The 17,945-nt window shown below is 62.8% G+C and carries 15 protein-coding genes; 4 read left to right on the forward strand and 11 right to left on the reverse strand.

The window, feature by feature from the left end; all coding sequences use genetic code 11:
* Positions 1–2: 2 nt before the first annotated feature.
* The gene (xdhA, locus tag CO676_RS11225) at positions 3–1,484 is read right to left on the reverse strand and encodes a xanthine dehydrogenase small subunit (RefSeq protein ID WP_097521019.1); all 1,482 of its coding nucleotides are present in this window, start codon (positions 1,482–1,484) and stop codon (positions 3–5) included.
* Positions 1,485–1,490: 6 nt separating this feature from the next.
* Positions 1,491–1,853: a hydroxyisourate hydrolase gene (gene uraH / locus CO676_RS11230; protein WP_097521021.1), complete on the reverse strand. Its 363-nt coding sequence runs from the start codon at positions 1,851–1,853 to the stop codon at positions 1,491–1,493.
* A gap of 167 nt (positions 1,854–2,020) precedes the next feature.
* Here uraH and puuE point away from each other — a divergent pair, with 167 nt between their 5' ends.
* Positions 2,021–3,436, forward strand: a complete 1,416-nt coding sequence (gene puuE, locus CO676_RS11235; RefSeq protein WP_097521023.1) for an allantoinase PuuE — start codon at positions 2,021–2,023, stop codon at positions 3,434–3,436.
* Between the two features lie 92 nt (positions 3,437–3,528).
* Here the strand turns inward: puuE and CO676_RS11240 are convergent, their stop codons facing one another.
* The 7 genes from CO676_RS11240 to pobA form a co-directional block, all read right to left on the reverse strand.
* Complete coding sequence (locus CO676_RS11240) at positions 3,529–4,821, reverse strand: NCS2 family permease (protein WP_097521025.1); 1,293 nt, start codon at positions 4,819–4,821, stop codon at positions 3,529–3,531.
* A 428-nt stretch (positions 4,822–5,249) separates the two neighbouring features.
* Complete coding sequence (locus CO676_RS11245) at positions 5,250–5,966, reverse strand: ABC transporter ATP-binding protein (protein WP_097521027.1); 717 nt, start codon at positions 5,964–5,966, stop codon at positions 5,250–5,252.
* Positions 5,947–6,711 (reverse strand): ABC transporter ATP-binding protein, encoded by a 765-nt coding sequence (locus tag CO676_RS11250; protein ID WP_097521029.1) that lies wholly within the window; start codon positions 6,709–6,711, stop codon positions 5,947–5,949. Before CO676_RS11250 ends, CO676_RS11245 begins: the two co-directional genes overlap by 20 nt.
* Complete coding sequence (locus CO676_RS11255; protein WP_097521031.1) at positions 6,708–7,715, reverse strand: branched-chain amino acid ABC transporter permease; 1,008 nt, start codon at positions 7,713–7,715, stop codon at positions 6,708–6,710. Before CO676_RS11255 ends, CO676_RS11250 begins: the two co-directional genes overlap by 4 nt.
* Complete coding sequence (locus CO676_RS11260) at positions 7,712–8,578, reverse strand: branched-chain amino acid ABC transporter permease (RefSeq protein ID WP_097521033.1); 867 nt, start codon at positions 8,576–8,578, stop codon at positions 7,712–7,714. The genes CO676_RS11255 and CO676_RS11260 overlap by 4 nt, the downstream gene beginning before the upstream one ends.
* Before the next feature lie 60 nt (positions 8,579–8,638).
* The gene (locus tag CO676_RS11265) at positions 8,639–9,811 is read right to left on the reverse strand and encodes an ABC transporter substrate-binding protein (RefSeq protein WP_097521034.1); all 1,173 of its coding nucleotides are present in this window, start codon (positions 9,809–9,811) and stop codon (positions 8,639–8,641) included.
* Between the two features lie 225 nt (positions 9,812–10,036).
* Complete coding sequence (gene pobA / locus CO676_RS11270; protein WP_097521036.1) at positions 10,037–11,209, reverse strand: 4-hydroxybenzoate 3-monooxygenase; 1,173 nt, start codon at positions 11,207–11,209, stop codon at positions 10,037–10,039.
* Positions 11,210–11,371: 162 nt separating this feature from the next.
* Here pobA and CO676_RS11275 point away from each other — a divergent pair, with 162 nt between their 5' ends.
* Positions 11,372–12,259: a helix-turn-helix domain-containing protein gene (locus CO676_RS11275; RefSeq protein ID WP_097521038.1), complete on the forward strand. Its 888-nt coding sequence runs from the start codon at positions 11,372–11,374 to the stop codon at positions 12,257–12,259.
* Positions 12,260–12,347: 88 nt separating this feature from the next.
* Here CO676_RS11275 and katG read toward each other — a convergent pair whose 3' ends face one another.
* Positions 12,348–14,546: a catalase/peroxidase HPI gene (gene katG / locus CO676_RS11280; RefSeq protein ID WP_179875453.1), complete on the reverse strand. Its 2,199-nt coding sequence runs from the start codon at positions 14,544–14,546 to the stop codon at positions 12,348–12,350.
* Positions 14,547–15,018: 472 nt separating this feature from the next.
* Here katG and CO676_RS11285 point away from each other — a divergent pair, with 472 nt between their 5' ends.
* Positions 15,019–15,294 carry a hypothetical protein gene (locus CO676_RS11285; RefSeq protein WP_014761743.1) on the forward strand — a complete coding sequence of 92 codons (276 nt, stop codon included), beginning with the start codon at positions 15,019–15,021 and terminating at the stop codon, positions 15,292–15,294.
* Between the two features lie 61 nt (positions 15,295–15,355).
* On the opposite strand, the gene CO676_RS11290 is transcribed toward CO676_RS11285, so the two are convergent.
* The gene (locus CO676_RS11290) at positions 15,356–16,831 is read right to left on the reverse strand and encodes an FAD-dependent oxidoreductase (protein WP_097521042.1); all 1,476 of its coding nucleotides are present in this window, start codon (positions 16,829–16,831) and stop codon (positions 15,356–15,358) included.
* A gap of 322 nt (positions 16,832–17,153) precedes the next feature.
* Between CO676_RS11290 and CO676_RS11295 the strand changes: the two genes are divergently transcribed.
* A complete protein-coding gene (locus CO676_RS11295; RefSeq protein ID WP_097521044.1) occupies positions 17,154–17,834 on the forward strand; it encodes a redoxin family protein in 681 nt (226 codons plus the stop codon).
* Positions 17,835–17,945: the final 111 nt, after the last annotated feature.

Raw genomic sequence — 17,945 nt, forward strand, 5'->3', positions numbered from 1 at the left:
CTCTAGACAGCCACCGCGACAGCGCGGTCGATACGGACATTTCTTGTGTCCTGCGTTTCCAAGTGGAACCGCCGCAGGAGGTTCTTGGCGACAAGCATCCGGTAGTCCGCCGAGGCGCGCCAGTCGCTCAAAGGCGTGAAATCCTGCTCGAAGACGATGACGGCAGCGCTGACCGCCGTTTCGTTCCAGACCGCCCCCTTGAGCACGGCCTCGACATTCGATGCGCGCTTCGGCGTGCCGGCCATGCCGCCGAAGGCGATCGTCGTGTCCGCGACCCGGCCTTCGCCGTCGAGCCTCACACGGAAAGCACCGCAGACGGAGGAAATATCCTCGTCGAGCCGCTTCGAAACCTTGTAGACGGCGAAACGGTCGGCCTTGCCCAAGAATGGAATCCGGACGGACTCGACGAATTCGCCGGGCTGGCGATCCTGCCTTCCATAGGCGATGAAGAAGGACTCGAGCGGCAGCGTCCGTCGTTCCCCGCCCTTGCGCAACGTCACCGACGCTCCAAGCGCAATCAGCGCCGGGGGCGTATCGCCGATTGGCGAGCCGTTGGCGATATTGCCGCCGATGGTCCCCATATTGCGCACCTGCGCGCCGCCGATCCGGTCCCAAAGTTCGCGCATTTGCGGGAAATGCCGGATGATCACCGGATAGGCTTCCGTGTAACTGACGCCGGCGGCGAGCGTGATGCCGCCATCGTCGACGGAAATCCGGCGTAGCTCCTCCAGGTGGGAAAGGTGAACGACCGGCGCGATATCGCGCATGAACTTCGTCACCCAGAGCCCGACATCGGTGGAGCCTGCGACGATCGTCGCCTTCGGATTGGCTTCGAGGACTGCGGCGAAGTCATCCAGCGAAGCCGGCAGCACCACGCGTTCGTCCTCGCTGCCGAGCTCGACGCGGTGGCTGTCCCTGAGGTCAGCGAGCTGGCGCACGATCTTCTCGCGTTCGGACACCAGCGGGTCCTTGCCGACCTCGCCGATCGACGAAATCGCCTCAGCGGCGCGGATGATTGCGGCGTAGCCGGTGCAGCGACAGAGATTGCCCTGCAGCGCTTTCTCGATTTCCTGAACGCTCGGCTTGGAGTCTTCCATCCAGAGGCCGTAAAGCGACATGACGAAACCCGGCGTGCAGAAGCCGCATTGCGAGGCGTGCGTGTCGACCATCGCCTGCTGCACCGGGTGCAGCGGTCCGTCGGGTTGGGCGAGCGCCTCGACCGTGACGACATGACAGCGATCGAGGGAGGCGACGAAACGGATGCAGGCGTTGACGGATTCGTATTTCAGCCCGCCGTCGTAAAGGCGCCCGACAAGCACCGTACAGGCACCGCAGTCCCCTTCCGCACAGCCTTCCTTGGTGCCGCGCAGATTGCGGTCGATGCGCAGGAAATCGAGCAGGGTCTGGACGGGCGAGACATCGGCAAGCTCGACCAGCCGGTCGTTCAAGAGGAAGCGAATGGTGTTGCGGATTTCGATCGTCATGGCCGGTCAGCTCCCGCGATAGGTGGAATAGCTGTAGGGCGAGAGCAGCAGCGGTACGTGGTAATGCGCGTCGTTATCGGCGATACCAAAGCGTATCGGGATGACGTCTAGGAACGGGTTGGCGTCCTCGGCACTCAGATATTCGCCGGCGTGGAAGCGCAGCTCATAGACACCGCACTTCATCGACTCCCCGCTGAGTAGCGGCTCTTCGCAACGACCATCGTCGTTCGTGCGGGCAGAAACGAGACGCTCCCGCCACTCGCCATCGAGGCGGTAAAGTTCGATGCGCAGGTTCGCGGCTGGCTTGCCGCTTGCCGTATCCAGCACATGGGTCGTCAGCCGCCCGGCGTTTGCGCCATGAGTTTGCATGCGTGTCGCTCCTCCCACTCACTCTCGATGAATGAAGTATCCGAAGGCGCAGCACCTTTGTGTAGCGGGCTCGAGCTTCGAGACTTTCAAATTTTTCGGGGGGAATAAGCCTATGGATTTCTGGCTACGACTGGTCATCCAGAGACGCTATCAGGAGGAATAGTTGCATGAGATATCCCCGAGATCTCCAGGGCTACGGCCCGAACCCGCAAGCCACTTGGCCGGATGAGGCGCGGATCGCCGTTCAGTTCGTCGTCAATTATGAAGAGGGCGGCGAGAACTGCGTGTTGCACGGCGACGCGGCGTCGGAGGCGTTCCTGTCGGAAATCGTCGGCTCTCAGGCCTGGCCCGGCAAGCGCCACTGGAACATGGAGTCGATCTATGAATATGGCGCGCGCGCCGGCTTCTGGCGACTGCACCGGCTGTTTACCGACAGGCAAGTGCCGGTCACCGTCTACGGCGTCGCGACAGCGCTGCAGCGATCACCGGCGCAGGTCGCCGCCATGCAAGATGCGGGGTGGGAAATCGCCTCCCATGGCCTCAAGTGGATCGAGCACAACGATTTCAGCGTCGAACGGGAGCGCGCCGAGATCGCCGAGGCGATCCGGCTACACACGATCGTCACCGGCGAGCCGCCACGCGGCTGGTATACCGGTCGTTGTTCGGAAAACACGCTCGATCTCGTCACCGAGGCTGGCGGCTTCGACTACGTTTCCGACTCCTATGCCGACGACCTGCCCTACTGGCACGAGCACAAGGACCGGCATCAGCTTGTCATCCCCTATACACTCGACGCCAACGACATGCGGTTTGCGACGGCGCAGGGCTTCAACAGCGGCGACCAGTTCTTCAGCTATCTGAAGGACAGCTTCGATGTTCTCTATGCAGAAGGGAAAGCGGGATCGCCGAAGATGATGAGCATCGGCCTTCACTGCCGCCTCGCCGGCCGGCCCGGTCGGGCGGCGGCGCTTGCGCGCTTCATCGACTATGTGAAGAGCCACGACAGGGTTTGGCTGGCCCGCCGCATCGACATCGCCCGCAATTGGGCCGAGACCTATCCGTACCAATCGAACGACGGTCGACCATCGCGGCTATCCGAAGAGGTCTTCGTCGCCCGCTTCGGCGGAATCTTCGAACATTCGGACTGGATCGCAAAGCGCGCTTTCGCGGGCGAACTGTCGCCGGCCAATGACACGGCGACCGGCCTGCACGCGGCCTTGACCACCGTCTTTCGCGAGGCGGGCGACGCGGAACGGCTCGCTGTCCTCAACGCTCACCCCGATCTTGCCGGCAAGCTCGCGCAGGCCAAACGCCTGACCGAGAGCTCGACCACCGAGCAGGCCTCGGCCGGTCTCGACGCCCTGACGGATCGGGAGCGTGAGCGCTTCACGGAGCTCAACGCTGCCTATGTCGAGAAGTTCGGCTTCCCCTTCATCATTGCGGTCAGGGGCCGCAGCAAGGACGACATCCTCGCCGCCTTCGAAAGCCGCATCGGCAACGACCGCGAGACCGAGTTGGAGACGGCTTGCCGGCAGGTGGAGCGGATCGCACTGCTGCGCTTGCGCGAAATGCTGCCGGACTAATCGAGACTGTCAGTCGTTCAATGAAAATCGGCCGGACCCGGCCGATTTCTTTTGTCTATGTGAGGGGCGCTGGCGCCCCTCACATAAATTTCTCAGCCGCCGAAGAAAGCGAAGCGCACGATAAACAAGGCGGCGACGATCTGCGTGGCGGGATGGATGACACTCCACTTGCCAGTGCAGACCTTGAGGACCACGTAGCTCACGAAGCCGAAGGCGAGGCCGTTGGCGATCGAGTAGGTGAAAGGCATGGCGATCGCCGTCAGGGCCGCCGGTGCCGCCTCGGTCAGGTCATCCCACTCGATTTCCGTAAGCTCGCGCATCATCAGCCCCGCTACGTAGAGCAGCGCAGGCGCCGTCGCATAGGACGGAACGGCGGCGGCAAGCGGCGAGATGAAGAGTGCGGCAAGGAACAGCACCGAAATCGTGAGCGCGGTGAGACCGGTGCGGCCGCCCGCCTGCACGCCGGAGGCGCTCTCGACATAGGCCGTGGTGCTGCTGGTGCCGATCAGCGAGCCGGCGATGATGGCCGAACTATCGGCGAGCAGCGCCCGGCCGAGACGGTTCGGCTTGCCTTCTTCGACAAGTTTCGCCCGCTTGGCGACGCCGATCAGGGTGCCGGTGGCATCGAAGACCTCGACGAGCACGAAGACGAGGATGACATGAACGAGACCGCCGTGCAGCGCGCCCATGATGTCGAGCTGCAGGAAAGTCGGGGCGATGCTCGGCGGCGCCGCGACCACGCCCTTGAACTCGGAGACGCCCATGAACATCGACAGGACCGTGACCACCAATATGCCGATCAGGATCGAACCCCGGACCTTCAGCGAGTCGAGCACGGCGATGACGAAAAAGCCGAGGATGGCGAGCAGCGGACCGGTCTGCTTCAGGTCGCCGAGGCCGACGAGCGTCGCCGGATTGTCGACGACGATCCCGGCGTTCTTCAGCGCGATGATGCCGAGGAACAGGCCGATACCGGTCGCGATGGCGCTGCGCAGCGAATGCGGGATGCCGGCAATCAGCCAGCTTCTGACCCCGGTAACAGTCAGCAGCAGAAAGATGAGGCCGGAAATGAACACGGCGCCGAGTGCCTGTTGCCAGGTGAAGCCGAGAGCGGCCACGACCGTGAAGGCAAAGAAGGCATTGAGGCCCATGCCGGGCGCCATGCCGATCGGCCAATTGGCGACGAGCGCCATGACGGCTGAACCGAGCGCCGCGGCGAGACAGGTCGCGACGAAGATAGCGTCGCGATCCATGCCGGTGGTCGACAGGATGTCCGGATTGACGAAGATGATGTACGACATCGTCAGGAATGTCGTGAGGCCGGCGACCAGCTCCGTGCGGATCGTCGTGTCATGCTCTTTCAGTTTGAAAAGCCGTTCAAACATTATTCCTCCCTGAGATCACGATGACCCTGGATGAACCAAGGCCGTGATCGATCCTCCTAGATTGGAGCGGGGTCCAGACGGAAAACCGCTCACATTTTTCCTGATCCCGCTCTGGCAGCGGTCATCTCGACGCGGCCGAACGACTGAGACCGGAAAGCTGCTCCTCCAACTCCCGGCTGTTCCCATTTCGATCGCAACAAGCGTCTGCGATCCAGGCCATGCGGCCTCGCCGGACGGGGACCCCCATGCAGCAGCTTGATTGTGCGACGTTGCACGCATCATCGCTAGCCGCCCATTTCGACGCCGAAGGCGAAAGACTTTCAAATTTTCAAGGGCATTCCGCCGGATTTTCTTGGGAAAATCGGCCTCATCAGGAGGCAATGCAGCCAAGCGGTTCTGCTGCCACCTGCCGACTGTGGATCGCCAGACTAGTGCAGGCCACCGACCCCCAGCAGGCGATCGACGGCCGTGTGATCCTTGGTAAGCTCTGCGGGTGTTCCGCTCCAGGCAAGCCGTCCCCGCTCCAGGATGATGACGTGGTCGGCGAAATCGAGCGCACTCTGGATGCGCTGTTCGACCAGCAGGATCGTCATGTCGCCGGTCTTCGCGAGCTCGGCGAAGGCCTTCATCAATTCCTCGCAGATCACCGGCGCCAGCCCTTCGAGCGGCTCGTCGAGGAGTAGAACGGAGGGACGTCCGAGAATGGACCGGGCGGTCGACAGCATCTGCTGCTCGCCGCCGGAAAGTTGGGAGCCAAGGTTCTTCCGCCGCTCGTAAAGTCGCGGAAACATCTCGTAGGCTTCCTTGAGCGCGCTTTTCGGGCGCCCTTTGAGGCCAACGAAGAGGTTTTCCTCGACCGTCAGGGTCGGAAAGACACAGCGCGCCTGCGGCACGAAGCCCAGGCCCTTCAAGGCCCGCGACGCGCTCGGCAACGCCGTGACATCCGTCTCGCCGATCAGGATGCTCCCCTCATAGCGGCGCGTCTGGCCGGCGAGAGTGGCAAGCAGCGTCGTCTTGCCCATGCCGTTGCGGCCGAGCACCGCAAGCCGCGCGCCGGCGGGCACCGAAAACGAGATCCCTTCCAGTACCCGCGTCGGCCCGTAACCTGCGGAGAGGTTCTCAACTTCAAGCGGCGTGGCTGGCATTGGCATAGCTCCCGAGATAGGCCTCGCGCACGCGCGGATCCTTGGTGACCTCCGACGGCGACCCGTCGAAGATGATCGTTCCGGCGGCGAGCACGATGACACGCTTGGCAAAGCGGAAGACGAGATCCATGTCGTGTTCGATCATCAGCACTGCGAGATCGACCGGAAGGTCTGCCAGCGCCTGTTCGATGCGGCCAGTATCGCTTTGCGGCACGCCGGCAGCCGGTTCGTCGAGGAGCAGGACCTTGGGCTTCAGCGCCAGTGCCACGGCGATCTCCAGAAGTCGCTGCTGGCCATAGGCGATCTCACTCACGCGCCGGTGCATCAACTCGCGAAGGCCGAGCTTACCGAGAAGCTCGCTCACTTCCGCCATGACTTCCGGCATCGACAGGAAGTGGCCGAACATGCGCCCTGCCCTCCCATCACGCTGCAGCACCGCAAGTGCCACGTGTTCGGCCGGCGTCATGTCCTGGAAGAGGCGCGTCACCTGGAATGAACGCACTAGGCCCCGCCGTACGCGTCCGATGGCATTGGATCGTGTGACGCTTTCGCCGCCGATCAGCACGTCGCCGGAATCCGGCGTCAGGTTGCCGGTGACGAGATTGACGAAGGTCGTCTTGCCGGCGCCGTTCGGGCCGATCAGCGCGACGCGATCGCCCGGAGCCATGACGAGGCTGACGTCGTTGGTCACGGCAAGGCCGCCAAAGGAGCGCTTGAGGTTCCTGACTTCGAAGAGAGGACTCATCGGGCAGCCCCCCGCCATCTGGACGCCAGACCGGCAGCCGTGCCGTAGAGACCCTTTGGCGCGAAGAGCACGACGGCGATCAAAAGGGCGCCGACCATTGTCAGCCAGTGGAACGGGTTGGCGGCGGAGACAATGTCCTCGAAGAACATGAAGACGATCGTGCCCGTGAGCGCGCCGAAAAGAGAGCCCGTGCCGCCAAGGACCAGCATGACAAGGCTCTCGGCCGAAAGCGTGAAGGAGAGGCTGTCGAGTCCGACCACCTGCGTCGAGATGGCATTGAGCGCACCGCCCGTGCCGGCAACCGCGCCGGAAATCACATACATCTTCATCAGCGCCAGCTTCGGCGAGGCGCCCATGGCGCGAACCCGGACCGAGTCTTCCTTGATGCCGCGGCAGAGCATGCCGAAGGGCGAACGGACGACGAGCCGCAGGAGCGTGAAGACGGCCGAAAGAAGAACGATGCCGAAGACATAGGCAGTGCGGCCCCAGAGGTCGAATTCGAAGTAGCCGAGCAGCGGATCAGGCGCGATACCGGCTAGGCCGTCGCTGCCGCCCGTCCAGACCGAGGCCTTGTTCGCAGACTCGTGAAACAGATGTATGAGCGCGATCGACAGGACGAGTTGCGGAAGACCATGGGCACGAAGAATGACAATGCCGCAGACAAGGCCGGCAAGCGCACCGCCGAGAATGCCGCAGGCGAGCATCAGCAGCGGATCGGTGAGGCCGAAGTGCACCGCGGCAATGCCGGCGGCATAGGCACCAGTGCCGAAGAGCGCCGCATGGCCGAGCGTCGCGACGCCGCAATAACCCGTCACGAGATCGAGGGACAGAACCAGGAGCGCGATCGCCGTCATGCGGGTGAGGAGCGCCAGGTTGTTTGGAAACAACAGATAGCCGATCACGGCCAGCCCGAGGATCACGGCCAGACCGGCGAGGTCGCGGCCGAACTTTCGCCCTTTGCCGGGCGCGCCTGCCAGTGCATCGTTCATCGTTGCCATGGTCATTCTCTAATCCTTCCGGCAAGGCCGTGTGGGAAGACGCAGACGATGGCGATGACCGCGAGATAGAAGAAGAATTCGCCGAATTCCGGCACCAGATAGCGCCCGGCCGTGTCGATGCCGCCGAGCAACAGGCAGGCAATCAGCGCGCCCGGTATCGATCCGGCCCCGCCGACGGACACGACGACCAGGAAGGTCACCATGTAACGCAGGGCGTAGTAGGGCTCGACCGGGAGCAGTTCGGCGCCGACCACGCCTCCCAATGCCGCCAGACCGACGGCAACGGCAAAGCTCACCGCGTAGACGATTTCGGTGCGAACTCCGAGGGCGGCCGCCATGGCCGCGTTGTCGACGGCCGCTCTCAGCTTCACGCCGAAGCCAGTTCTCTCGATCAGATACCAGAGAGCAGCAGCGACGGAGAGACCGCAGGCGATCGCGAAAATCCGGTGCGTGGCGATCGAGCGGAAGCCGAGGTCGACCGATCCCTGAAGCCCCGCGGGCAGAGGAACCGTCTTCAGCGTCGGGCCGAAGGCGTAATTGGCAATGCCGATGATGCAGAAGGTGATGCCGATCGTCATCAACACCTGGGTGAGTTCCGGCGCTCCGTAGATGCGCCGGTAAAGCAGGCGCTCGATCGGAACGGCGATGACGATCGTTCCGAATACGGCAAGCAGCACCGCAAATCCGTAGCCGAGCCCCAGGTCGCGTGCTGCATAGGAGGCGATGTATCCACCGATCATGGCGAAGGCGCCATGGGCGAGGTTGACCACCCGCATGAGACCCATGGTGACGGAAAGACCGATCGAGATCACGAACAGCACCATGCCGTAAGCGAGCGCGTCGACCGCTATGCTGAAGACGGTTTGCATGAGCTCATCCTATTTCCGGTGGCGCGGAGCTTCAGGCCCCGCATCCATTGCCGGTGGATCTTACTTCAGCGCCGCAAGGCCGGGATCGCCCTGCTTCTCGAAGGTCGCGATCTCCTTGTTGTAATAGGAGCCATCCTCGGCCTTGGCGACTTCGCGCAGGTAGATGTTCTGGGTGATATGGCGAGATTCCGCATCGATCGATACGGGCCCGCGCGGGCTGGTCCAGGAAAGCCCCTTGACGGCATCGACCGCCTTCTGCGCGTCCTGCTCGCCGCCGGTCGCCTCGATCATCTTGTAGACGACATGCATGCCGTCATAGGCACCGACCGAGGGAAACGAAAGCTCGGCCGGATTGCCGATCGCCTTGCCGGCCGCCTCGACGAACGTCTTGTTCTCCGGCGAATCGTGCGAGACCGCGTAGTGGAAGGTCGTCTGGATCCCGAGCGCCGCTTCGCCGAGTGCCGGCAGGTCCGACTCCTGCGTCAGGTCGCCCGGCGCGAAGAACTTGATGCCGGCCTCCTTCAGGCCGTTTTCGTTGAAGGCCTTCACGAAACCCAGCGTCGTCGGGCCGGACGGCAGAAAGGCGAAGACCCCTTCGGCTCCCGAATCCTTGATTCGCTGCATGATCGGCGAGAAGTCGTTGGTGGCGAGCGGCATGCGGATCGCCTCGACGACCTGTCCACCCACGGCTTCGAAGCCTTTCTTGAAAGCGTTCTCTGCATCGACACCAGGTCCATAATCGCTGACCACCGAAATAACCTTCGAGACGCCGGCGTCCTTCGCCACCTTGGCGATCGGCGTCGAGGTCTGCCAGAGCGTGAAGGAGGTGCGCACGACCAGCGGGCTCTTGGTGACGATCGCTGAAGTCGCGGCGTTCATGATGACGAGCGGCACGTTCGCCTGCTCGAGCAGCGGCGTCACTGCCATAGCGTCCGGGGTGAAGTAGAAGCCGGCGAGATACTGCACGCCTTCCTTGACGACGAGCTCCTGCGCCAGCGCCTTGGATTGGGCGGGATCCGGCTGCGGCACGTCCCGGTAGATGACTTCAATATCATCGTCGCCGACTTTGCTGCCGTTCAGCGCCATATAGGCGTCAATGCCAGCCTTGAAGTTCTTACCCTGCAGCGCAAACGGACCGGAAAACGGCCCAATGACGCCGATCTTGATCGTGTCGGCCTGAGCCGCACCGCCAATTGTAAGTGCCGCCAGCACGGCAAGAATAGTCCGTTTCATTTTACCTCCCCACGACACCCGGCTCACTCCCGGCCGGCGTCCTCCAAAGATCTTGCAAAACTTGATCACCGTCAGTTTGCCATGTGAAGCAATGGTAAATAATGAAAGATAACCCGCCCCACATAACTTGCCAGTTATGAATCATGCCACTTATTCAACCACACGGCGAAGGCCTCCCTTGAAAGCTAACGCACCAATGCCCAGAACGCATTGCCATTGGCCGGGTCAAAACGGCAGCCCCACGTAGTTCTCGGCGAGCGCTGTCGCGGCGGCCCGGGAATGGGTGAGATAGTCGAGTTCGGCCTCCTGGATCTTCTGTTCGAAATCGCTGGTGTCGGGAAAGCGGTGCATTATCGTCGTCATCCACCAGGAAAAGCGAACCGCCTTCCAGACACGCGCGAGCGCCCGGGCCGAATAGGCGTCGATGCCGGCATTGGAGTGGTCCTGATAATGCTCGAGCAGGCTCTCGAACAGGTAGTGCACGTCGCTCGCTGCAAGGTTCAGTCCCTTGGCCCCGGTCGGCGGCACGATATGGGCGGCATCGCCCACAAGAAACAGCCGGTGAAATCGCATCGGTTCGGCGACGAAGGATCGAAGCGGTGCTATCGACCTCTCGAAGGATGGCCCGGTCACCACCCGTTCGGCGTGATGGGCCGGCAGGCGGCGTCGCAGTTCGTCCCAGAAGCGCTGGTCGTCCCATTCCTCAAGCTTCTCGTCGAGCGAGCACTGGATATAGTAGCGGCTGCGGCTCAGGGAGCGCATGGAACAGAGCGCGAAGCCGCGCGGATGGTTGGCGTAAACCAATTCGTGATCGACCGGCGGCACGTCGGCGAGGATGCCGAGCCAGCCGAAGGGATAGACCTTCTCGAAGGCGCGGATCGCCCGCTCCGGCGCGGCCTTGCGGCTAACCCCGTGAAAGCCGTCGCAGCCAACGATGAAATCGCAGTCGATGCGATGCGTAACGCCGTCCTTTTCAAAGGTGACGTAAGGCGCGCGGCCGTCGAAGTCATGAGGTGCGACATTGGCGGCGTCGTAGACCGACAGCGCACCCGCCTCTTCGCGATGGTCCATCAGGTCGCGGGTGAGTTCCGTCTGCCCATAGATCATCACGCGCTTGCCGCCCGTCAGCCCGAAGAGGTCGATGCGATGGTCGCGGCCGTCGAAGGCGAGCGAGAATCCATCATGCGGCAACCCTTCGGCATGCATGCGGACCCCCGACCGGGCCTCGTCCAACAGCCGCATGGTGCCCTCCTCGAGAACACCGGCGCGCACCCGGCCGAGGATGTGCTCCTTGCTGGCGCGGTCGAGGACAAGATTGTCGATCCCCGCCTGGGTCAGCAATTGTCCGAGCAGGAGACCGGATGGCCCGGAACCGATGATGACGACTTGGGTTCGCATGCACTTCCTAACCTGGAGCATCGCACTGGCGGTCAAGCCGCATTCTCCGCCTGCATCAGAATTGTCATTTGTCAGGAAGTTTGCGCGCTGGAGGCCCTTGTCTCAATGGACATTTCGGCCAAGTAATTGGACTTATCGAACATTGGCACTGGAGGAGGCGGAGTGAAGCGAACGGTGCCGACCTATGAGCTTTACGGCGAGGAATCCGGAGAACGACCGGATTTCTGGCTGCATTGCGAGACGATCCCTTCGCGCAGCCGCCTGCATCATTGGGAAATCGGTCTGCATCGCCACGAGAGCTTCTTTCAGATCCTGTACATCGCCAGGGGTTCGGGCGATGCCCTGTTCGGAGAGACGCCGCAACCGATTTCGCCGCCGGCGGTAATCACCGTCCCGCCCGCCGTCAGCCATGGCTTCCGCTTTTCCCCCGATATCGACGGTTTCGTCTTCACGGTGCTCGCCTCGCACCTGCCGGTCGCGCCCGGCGGCCGCAGCCGGCTCGGCACTTGGCTGGCGACAGCTCGCCTGACGCCGCTCGGCGGCAGCGAGGACGGCCGCTACGTTGCTGAGACGTTGAAGCGCCTGGCCGAGGAATGGGAGGCGCGAGGCAGCCACCGCACTGGGCTACTCGATGCCTATCTCACGACGGTGCTGGGGCTAACGGCGCGGCTCGCAGAAGCGCCGCACGCCCACGAGTCAGCCGGGGAGAGTGAGAACGAGCGGCGTATGGAACGTTTCGATGCGCTGCTCAGGCAGCATTATCTGACGCACCGGCCGGCCGCCTTCTATGCACGCGCGCTCGGTTTGTCCCCGACCCATCTCAACCGGGTGGTCCGGGCGATGGCCGGGCAGAGCGTCCACGAGGTGATTGCCGGACGGCTGCTGGAGGCAGCGCGGCGCGAACTCGTCTTCACCCGTGCCAGCATCCAAGAGATCAGCTTCCGCCTCGGCTTTTCCGACGCGGCCTATTTCTCGCGCTTCTTCGTCCGCCACGTCGGCATGACGCCGCGGACCTGGCGGATCGCGGAGCGGCAAAAGCTCGGTGTGTGACAGTGCTTGGGCCGACGATCTGCACGGTCCAACAGCTACTCGGGCACGGCTGGAACGCAGCCGTGCCCGAGTGAATTTTCAGCTCCGATCAGACGAGGTCGAAGCGGTCCGCGTTCATTACCTTCGTCCAGGCCGCCACGAAATCGCGCACGAACTTTTCTTGCGCATCGCTCTGGCCGTAGACCTCGGCAAGCGCTCTCAGTTGGGAATTCGAACCGAAGACGAGGTCGACCCGGGTCGCGGTCCACTTCATTTCGTCCGTATTGCGGTCGCGTCCCTCGAAGACGTACTTCGATTCCGGAGAGACCTTCCAGGCTGTACCCATATCGAGCAGGTTGACGAAGAAGTCGTTGGTGAGCGTCTCGGGGCGCGTCGTAAAGACGCCGTGCTGGACCTGTCCGACATTGGCGTTCAGCACGCGCATGCCGCCGACGAGAACCGTCATTTCTGGCGCGGTCAGCGTCAGAAGCTGCGCCCTGTCGATCAGCAACTCCTCGGGCGAAATCAAATAGTCGCCCTTCTGATAGTTGCGGAAGCCCTCGGAGATCGGTTCCAGGACCGCGAAGGAGTCCGCATCGGTCTGTTCCTGCGTGGCGTCGGTGCGGCCCGGCGCAAAGGGAACCTCGATGTCGTGACCAGCGTTCATCGCGGCCTTCTCGATGGCCGCCGCGCCGCCAAGGACGATCAGGTCGGCAAGCGATACCTTCTTGCCGCCAGACTGGGCGTCGTTGAACGCCTTCTGGATGCCTTCGAGCGTTTCGAGCACGGTCGCGAGCTGGGCCGGCTGGTTGACCTCCCAATCCTTCTGCGGTGCGAGGCGGATGCGGGCACCGTTCGCCCCGCCGCGCTTGTCGGAGCCGCGGAAGGTCGACGCCGACGCCCAGGCGGTCGAGACCAGCTGGGAGACCGGCAGTCCGGACGCGAGAATCTTCTCCTTCAGATCGGCGATGTCCTGGGCGTCGATCAGCGGGTGGTCGACGGCCGGGACCGGATCCTGCCAGATCAGTTCCTCTGCCGGGACCTCCGGACCGAGGTAGCGCACCCGCGGGCCCATGTCGCGGTGGGTCAGCTTGAACCAGGCGCGGGCAAATGCATCCGCGAATTGATCCGGATTTTCGAAGAACCGCCGCGCGATCTTTTCGTAGGCAGGGTCGAACCGCAGCGCAAGGTCGGTCGTCAGCATGGCCGGCGCGTGGCGCTTCGACGCGTCGTGCGCATCCGGAACAGTACCGGCGCCGGCGCCATGTTTCGGCGTCCACTGATGGGCGCCGGCCGGGCTCTTCGTCAGTTCCCATTCGTAGCCGAACAGGTTCCAGAAGAAGTTGTTGCTCCACTTCGTCGGCGTCGTCGTCCAGGTGACTTCGAGGCCGCTGCCGATCGTGTCACCGCCCTTGCCGGTTCCGAAGCTGCTTGTCCAGCCGAAACCCATCTCTTCAATACCAGCCCCTTCGGGCTCGACGCCGACATGTGCGGCGTCGCCCGCGCCGTGGGTCTTGCCGAAGGTATGGCCGCCGGCAATGAGGGCGACGGTTTCTTCGTCGTTCATCGCCATGCGCGCGAAGGTCTCGCGGATGTCGCGGGCGGCGGCAAGCGGATCCGGGTTGCCGTTCGGCCCCTCAGGGTTCACATAGATCAGCCCCATCTGCACGGCAGCGAGGGGCTTTTCGAGGTCGCGCTCGCCCGTGTAGCGCTTGTCGGCAAGCCAGGTATCCTCGGCGCCCCAATAGACGTCTTCCTCGGGCTCCCAGACATCGGCGCGGCCGCCGGCGAACCCGAAGGTCTTGAAGCCCATCGACTCCAGGGCAACATTGCCGGTGAGGATCATCAGGTCGGCCCAGGAGATCCTGTTGCCGTATTTCTGCTTGATCGGCCAGAGCAGCCGGCGCGCCTTGTCGAGATTGACGTTGTCGGGCCAGCTGTTGAGCGGCGCGAAGCGCTGTTGACCGGCGCCTGCACCGCCACGGCCGTCGCCGGTGCGGTAGGTACCGGCGCTATGCCAGGCCATGCGGATGAAGAGCGGTCCGTAATGGCCGAAATCGGCCGGCCACCAATCCTGCGAATCGGTCATCAGCGCATGGAGATCCTTCTTCAAGGCCTCCAGATCGAGCTTCTTGAATTCTTCGGCATAGTTGAAAGCCTGGCCCATCGGATCGGACAGGGACGAGTTCTGATGAAGGATCCTGACGTTTAACTGGTTCGGCCACCAGTCCCGGTTAGATCTTCCCCCATGGGCCGTGTGGGTGTGCACTACCGGACACTTGCCCGCACTATCGACCTTGGAATCCATTATTCTCTCCATTGGGCTTCTTGAATTTAACCATCCAGAAGAAGTCAGTCATCAAGACGTCACTCGTTCCGAAGGGTGGACGATAGACCTAGCCGCTGCACCGACGCGCGTGATAGCAGCTCCATCTGTCGGCACCATAGCCAAACGGCTCCATTAGTTTAAGTTGGATTTTCCGATTGTGGCGATAACCCTACCTTATCATCACATTTTCGTATGCACGTTCGAGCCGGAACTATCAGCACCCGCTGCCGACCAATAGGCACCTTAAACTAGGACCTTAGTCCGGGGTCGGACGATCAAAGGTCTTAGGCCCGTTGCCGAGTGTTTGCTCGCAATACATACTCAAAGATGAGCACCCGCGGAACCACGGCTATCCCCCGCCGCCGCCGTGCGACAGTCCCGGAGCGGTTGCCAATCGCCCTTCTGCACCGCTCCGGGACGTCCCTGCCTAGCTTTCCTTTTGAGGTACCCGATGAACCCGGAGAAATTGAGAAAGCTTATCGAGGACTGTCGAAGGGACCTATGGGACTATCTGTCTTCCGACAGCGGCGTCAGCGACCGGGAGATGATTATCGCGCTGCTTAATCGCCTGGATGGACCGCAGGCGAAAGACGCGCTGGGGGAGGATGCCGATTGGCGACCGCGGCCGGAGGAACGAAAGACCGGCGAGCGCGCCGGCCCGGCCCACAGCGAAGCCAGACTTAGAATTATTCTCGATCGTCGTGCAAAAGGATCGGCCCGCGCCTGACGTTGTCGGCGAAGGGATACGGCGACGCCGCCCGGGCCGATAAGACCGCCGGCAGGCCGCGCTACAGTTCCGCCGGAGCAAGCGGCTTGCTGGCAGGACCATGGATCACCGATCCATCCGACGCGAAGATCGAGCCGTGGCAGGGGCAATCCCAGGTACGATCGGCATTGTTCCAGGTGACCGTGCAGCCCTTATGTGTGCAGGACGCGGAAACGGCGTTGAGCGACCCATCACTATCCCGGCAGACGGCGATCTTCTCGTCGCCCCTCAGGATGACCCCGCCTTCACCGGGCCGTATGTCGTCCGTGCTGCCGACGATCGACTGGCTGTCGCCATTCTTGTGAAACTCCTTGGGGTAGGGCCGGGTGGGATCATACAGGCCCCGCCAGGGACTGTCGCGGCCCAGGATCGTGTCCGCGATCATCATGCCGGCCGCGGTCCCGTTGCTGATGCCCCAGGCGTTGAATCCGGTGGCGATATGGAAGTCCGGAGCCTTCTCGGGATCGGGTTCGCCGACGAAGGGCACCCGATCAGCAGTGTCGTAGTCCTCGTTGCACCAGCGCCAGGCGACATCGCCGACCGGCAGGTTTTGACGCGCCCATTCCTCCAACTCGATGAAGCGTGCCGCGACGTTCCCATCCTGGCCGGTGTTGAATTTCGAACCCAGCACGACAAGCAGTGGACCCCTGCCATCCGAGCCGGTCCGCATCGAATGGGTCGGATCGTCGATGCCGATGAACATGCCGTCGATGACGAGCGACTCACCGACGCGGAAGGCCATGGCGGTATGGCATCGCGGCTGCGTGCGGTTCGCCATGCCCACCGGGCTCTTGACCGTCATGTTGGTCGCGACGACCACGTGTTCCGCATGAACCGTCCCGCCTGCGGTAACGACGCGCCATTGGCTCGCCTCGCCTATCAATACCGCTCGGCTGTGTTCGAATAGGCGACCGCCGCGGTCCACCAGGGCATGTGCCAGCCCGACGAGATACTTCGCCGGGTTGAATTGCGCCTGGTCGGCAAAGCGAAGCGCGCCTGTGGTCTCAAAAGGCAGCGGTGCGCGATCGAGCACCTGTGCTTCAAGCCCGACCTGGCGCGCCGCCTCTGCCTCGGCGGCAATCGCTTCGCGTGCCTCCGCGCTTGTTGCATAGGTATAGGCATCCTTTGGTTCCAGATCGCAAGCGATGGCATAGTCCCGAACCCAGTCCTTGATCAGCGCGGCTCCTGCCGAATTCGCCTCGGCATAGCTGCGCGCCGTCGCCACATCGAGGGTGTCGATGAGATGGCGATAGATCAAAGCGTGCTGCGTCGTGATCTTTGCTGTCGACCGGCCCGTCACCTGCCCGCCGATCTCAAGCGCCTCGACAAGGATCACGGATCGTCCGGCCTCGCAAAGGCGAAGCGCTGCGGTGAGCCCGACGATCCCGCCTCCAACGACAACCGTTTCGGCATGGATCGAGCCACCGAGCGCAGCATAGCCCGTCGGGCCGGCGCCGGCCACCCAACAGCTTCCGCGATTTCCCGGCAGATCGACCATTTGGCGGTATCCTCGCTCAGGTGGTCTCGATAACCACGCCGGTTCAGGAATGTTCCGCCTGCTGCATGCTTCCTTAAATCGTAGCCGATTTAAGGACACATCCACCCCGTTAGTGACCTTGCTTGTCACGATTTGACCTTCGAAACGAGATCGCGGCGCGGACCACGCGGTGTTGTTTATCGCTTGCTCGTCGACCAATGTGGGCCCATTCTGAGATCGGATCCTGGCTTTGCGGCAGACGAGATCAGGCCCCTACAGCGACCTCGCAACACCTGCCGTACTGTCTTTTCTCGGCCGATCCCTGGGGCGAGGAGGTTGTCCAATGTCTACGCATCATGTCGACCACCCGTTGCAACCGGGCGATCAAGCTCCAAACGTCGTCTTCGATGCGATATTGCGGGAGGGGAAAATCGCACTTGATGATTTTCGCGGCCGCAGCCCGTTGCTGGTCGGTCTGTTTCGAGGCCTGCATTGTCCGTTCTGCCGCCGCCATGTCGCGGCGATGGCGCAGCTCAATCCGGCGTTGCGCGAGAAAGGCGTGCAAACCCTGGCGGTGGTAAACACCCCAGTCGAACGGGCGCGTCTCTACTTCCGATATCATCCGATAGCCGGTCTTCTTGCTGCATCCGATCCGGCACGCGCCTCGCACCGCGCCTTCGGCCTACCCATCGTCGAGTTCACCGAGGATGAAACCGACTGGCCATCCAAGGTCGGAATGGACGCGGTCATGGCAATGAGGGTCGAGGGGCCGGGAGAACTGCCCGAACCGATGAACCCGGTAGCAGCCGGCGACCTTCTCAACAAGAAGGATGGCTATGAAATCACCGAAGCCGATCAGCAGGTAAGCATCGCCGGCCATATGCAGCTAGTAGGCCACTTCCTGCTCGATCGAGAGGGGGTAGTGCGCTGGAGCTACACGGAAGTTGAAGACGACGGCCGGAACGTATGCCGAGCGCTGAACCCCGATGAATTGATGTCGGCCGCTTCGCACGTCACACATTGACCCCGGCTTTCGCTGCTGCTTGCCCGCCTCGGAAGTCGCCCGCGCTCATGATCGCTTCTGAGAAGCTACGGCGGATGCGGGCGGAAAACCGCGCACAATTTCCGCGCTCCG

It is taken from the genome of Sinorhizobium sp. BJ1, from assembly GCF_002531555.1.
Classification (GTDB): domain Bacteria; phylum Pseudomonadota; class Alphaproteobacteria; order Rhizobiales; family Rhizobiaceae; genus Sinorhizobium; species Sinorhizobium fredii_B.

Excerpts from the sequence above, each read along its gene's own strand:
- xdhA (WP_097521019.1), bottom strand. The coding sequence starts at position 1,484 with ATGACGATCGAAATCCGCAACACCATTCGCTTCCTCTTGAACGACCGG.
- uraH (WP_097521021.1), bottom strand. The coding sequence starts at position 1,853 with ATGCAAACTCATGGCGCAAACGCCGGGCGGCTGACGACCCATGTGCTG.
- puuE (WP_097521023.1), top strand. The coding sequence starts at position 2,021 with ATGAGATATCCCCGAGATCTCCAGGGCTACGGCCCGAACCCGCAAGCC.
- CO676_RS11240 (WP_097521025.1), bottom strand. The coding sequence starts at position 4,821 with ATGTTTGAACGGCTTTTCAAACTGAAAGAGCATGACACGACGATCCGC.
- CO676_RS11245 (WP_097521027.1), bottom strand. The coding sequence starts at position 5,966 with ATGCCAGCCACGCCGCTTGAAGTTGAGAACCTCTCCGCAGGTTACGGG.
- CO676_RS11250 (WP_097521029.1), bottom strand. The coding sequence starts at position 6,711 with ATGAGTCCTCTCTTCGAAGTCAGGAACCTCAAGCGCTCCTTTGGCGGC.
- CO676_RS11255 (WP_097521031.1), bottom strand. The coding sequence starts at position 7,715 with ATGACCATGGCAACGATGAACGATGCACTGGCAGGCGCGCCCGGCAAA.
- CO676_RS11260 (WP_097521033.1), bottom strand. The coding sequence starts at position 8,578 with ATGCAAACCGTCTTCAGCATAGCGGTCGACGCGCTCGCTTACGGCATG.
- CO676_RS11265 (WP_097521034.1), bottom strand. The coding sequence starts at position 9,811 with ATGAAACGGACTATTCTTGCCGTGCTGGCGGCACTTACAATTGGCGGT.
- pobA (WP_097521036.1), bottom strand. The coding sequence starts at position 11,209 with ATGCGAACCCAAGTCGTCATCATCGGTTCCGGGCCATCCGGTCTCCTG.
- katG (WP_179875453.1), bottom strand. The coding sequence starts at position 14,546 with ATGGATTCCAAGGTCGATAGTGCGGGCAAGTGTCCGGTAGTGCACACC.
- CO676_RS11285 (WP_014761743.1), top strand. The coding sequence starts at position 15,019 with ATGAACCCGGAGAAATTGAGAAAGCTTATCGAGGACTGTCGAAGGGAC.
- CO676_RS11290 (WP_097521042.1), bottom strand. The coding sequence starts at position 16,831 with ATGGTCGATCTGCCGGGAAATCGCGGAAGCTGTTGGGTGGCCGGCGCC.
- CO676_RS11295 (WP_097521044.1), top strand. The coding sequence starts at position 17,154 with ATGTCTACGCATCATGTCGACCACCCGTTGCAACCGGGCGATCAAGCT.